At 62.7% G+C, this 2663-nt stretch carries 3 protein-coding genes; 2 read left to right on the top strand and 1 reads right to left on the bottom strand.

Annotated features, from left to right (window positions below; genetic code table 11):
• Nucleotides 1-1146 (top strand): tripartite tricarboxylate transporter permease (locus B4E36_RS13200; protein ID WP_345900452.1); only part of this gene is annotated, 1146 nt, incomplete at its 5' end.
• Between the two features lie 275 nt (nt 1147-1421).
• On the opposite strand, the gene B4E36_RS13195 is transcribed toward B4E36_RS13200, so the two are convergent.
• Complete coding sequence (locus B4E36_RS13195; RefSeq protein ID WP_292055633.1) at nt 1422-1967, bottom strand: TetR/AcrR family transcriptional regulator; 546 nt, start codon at nt 1965-1967, stop codon at nt 1422-1424.
• Between the two features lie 262 nt (nt 1968-2229).
• On the opposite strand from B4E36_RS13195, the gene B4E36_RS13190 reads away from it, so the two are divergent.
• Nucleotides 2230-2663 (top strand): glycoside hydrolase family 3 N-terminal domain-containing protein (locus B4E36_RS13190; protein ID WP_345900451.1); only part of this gene is annotated, 434 nt, incomplete at its 3' end.

The following is a 2663-nucleotide window of genomic DNA, read 5'->3' as shown; positions in this document are numbered from 1 at the left end:
TTCTTCGGCGGCGTTTTCGGCATTCTGGTGATTGCCGCGCTCGCGCCGCTGCTCGCGGATTTCGCGCTTCTATTGGAACCGGCGGACTATTTCGCGGTGATGTTGCTCGGTCTTGTCGCGGCATCCGTGGTCTCTAGCTCCGGCACGCTGCGCGGCGTGATGATGGTGACGCTGGGCGTTCTGCTCGGCACGATCGGCGTCGACGTCAACAGCGGCGCCACCCGCTTTACCGGCGGCGTTCAGGACCTGCGCGACGGCATCAATCTCGTGGTCGTCGCCATGGGGCTCTTCGGCGTCTCCGAAGCGATGTTTTCCGCGCGCGGGGCATCGGCCTCCTATGCCACGGAAAAGGTCTCGTGGCAGCGTTTCCTGCCGATGCGTGGCGAATGGCTGCGTTGCCTCGGCCCGGCGCTTCGCGGCAGCCTGATCGGCAGCTTTTTCGGCACATTGCCGGGCACTGGCCAGACGGTCGCCTCTTCGATCGGCTATGCCGTGGAAAAGCGCGTCTCGCCCAACCGCGCCAATTTCGGCAAGGGCGCGATCGAGGGAGTGGTGGTACCGGAATCGGCCAATAATGCCGCGGCCCAGACCGCCTTCATCCCGACGCTGACGCTCGGCATACCGGGATCCACGACGATGGCGCTGATGATCGGCGCCCTGATGATCCACGGCGTCACCCCCGGGCCGCGCCTGATCTCCGATCATCCGGCGCTGTTCTGGGGCCTGATCGTCTCCTTCCTGTTCGGCAATCTCTTTCTGCTGGTGCTCAACATTCCGCTGATCGGCATCTGGGTGAGGCTGCTGCGTATTCCGCATTACTTCCTCTATCCGACGATCGTCGTCCTGATCTCGATCGGCGTCTACAGCCTCGATCACTCGCTCTTCGATGTCTGGGCCATGCTCGGCTTCGGCCTGCTCGGTTATGGCTTGAGGCTCTACCGCTACGAACCCGCGCCGCTTCTGATCGGCTTCATCCTCGGGCCCATGATGGAGGAATATCTGCGCCGGGCCATGCTTTTGTCACGCGGCGACCCAATGATCTTCCTCCAGCGACCGGGCAGTGCCGTCATGATCGCGATTTCGGTCCTGCTTCTGGTGTTGACTGCCCTGCCGGGGTTGAAGCGGCTGGTCAAATCGATCGGCTGACCGCCCGGGAGCTTCCGGAGCAATTCCGGTCCGGCCGCGTCGACGCCTTCAGCAATCCAGATAAGTCTGTTGTCAGAGAGGTCGACAATGTCACCATCGCCTCCGTCCAAACGTGGTCGTCCAAGCTACACCACATAGCGTAATCGCTGAGGGGCTTTCGAGCCGGAAACGGACCAACTCGCCGCGGGCAGGCTGATTTTGGGGTCAGCGCTCATTGTGGCGATGGTTTCCAGTGTCATTCAGTGCGATCGCTGGACGGCCCAATTAGCGAGCGATCAGCGGCTGTATCGCGCAGCAAGTCGGTTGATGTAGGTTTCGAAGATGCCGGCCATGTCGACGGTTTCGCCCGAGCGCAGCCATTGCTCCTGCAGACCATCCATCATGGCGATGATTTCGAAGGCGAGGGCGCCTGCATCGGCGGCCGGGTCGAATGTCCCCTCGGCCTGTCCGGATCTGAGCGCTCTGGCGATGATGGCGTGCGTCTTTGCCGATCGGTCCGCGAACCAGTCCGCCGCTGGATGGTCGGCCGATAGGCTTTCCACCGACAGAAGCGCGAAGGCGCGGATCACGCCCGGGATCGTCTCGTTATACCGGACGATGTCCACCAGCGAACCGAGGAATGTGCGCCAGTCGGCGCTCTCCTGCGGCAACATGTCGGCGGTGACTTCATCGCGCTGTTCCAGGACAGCCAGCAGCAAATCGGTCTTGCTCGGGAAATAGTGCAGCAGGCCGGGAAGAGTCAGCCCCACCTCCGCGGCGACGGTGGCAATGGCCGCATTCTGATAGCCCGATTGACTGAACACCCGAACGGCAGCCTTCACGATTTCCGCACGCCGCTGCCGGCCCTTTCCATATGGGCCGCGCGCACGGCTCTCTGTCTTTTGAGGGGCGGGTTGCGTCGGGTTTTTCGTCGGCATGCGATGACGTCTCCATTCGGCTCTCAGATTACACGAAAAGCGCCCGATTTAAAAACCTAGTAATTGGTAGATTTTTATGATTTCGTGTCGTGACAGTGATCGACGCCACGCCGACCGGGTGGTTGTCGGTCAGGAACGAGCATGCCGGACATAAAGGGAGGCGATTATGAACAGCGATCAGACGCGCGGCGCGGCCGTCAATATCGAGCAGCTTCTGGACGAATTGACCCTGGAGGAGCAGGTGTCGCTGATGGCGGGCGCGGACTTCTGGACCACCGTTCCGATACCGCGCCTCGGCATCCCGGCCGTGAAGGTTTCCGACGGCCCCAATGGCGCGCGCGGCGCGGGCGGGCTGACCAACGGAACGCCGGCCGCTGCCTTCCCCTGCGCCATAGCGCTTGGGGCGAGCTGGAACAGCGACGCGGCCTATGAAATGGGGGCGGCGCTCGCCGCCGAAGCTCGTTCGAAGGGGGCGCGCGTGCTGTTGGCACCGACGGTCAACATACACCGCTCGGGCCTCAACGGGCGCAATTTCGAGTGCTATTCGGAAGACCCGCTGCTGACCTCCATGCTCGCGGTCGCCTATATCAAGGGCCTGCA

It is taken from the genome of Martelella sp. UBA3392, from assembly GCF_002358775.1.
Classification (GTDB): Bacteria; Pseudomonadota; Alphaproteobacteria; order Rhizobiales; family Rhizobiaceae; genus Martelella; species Martelella mediterranea.
The sequence above is the reverse complement of the archived record's forward strand: the minus strand, read 5'-3'. Positions and strand labels throughout refer to the sequence as shown.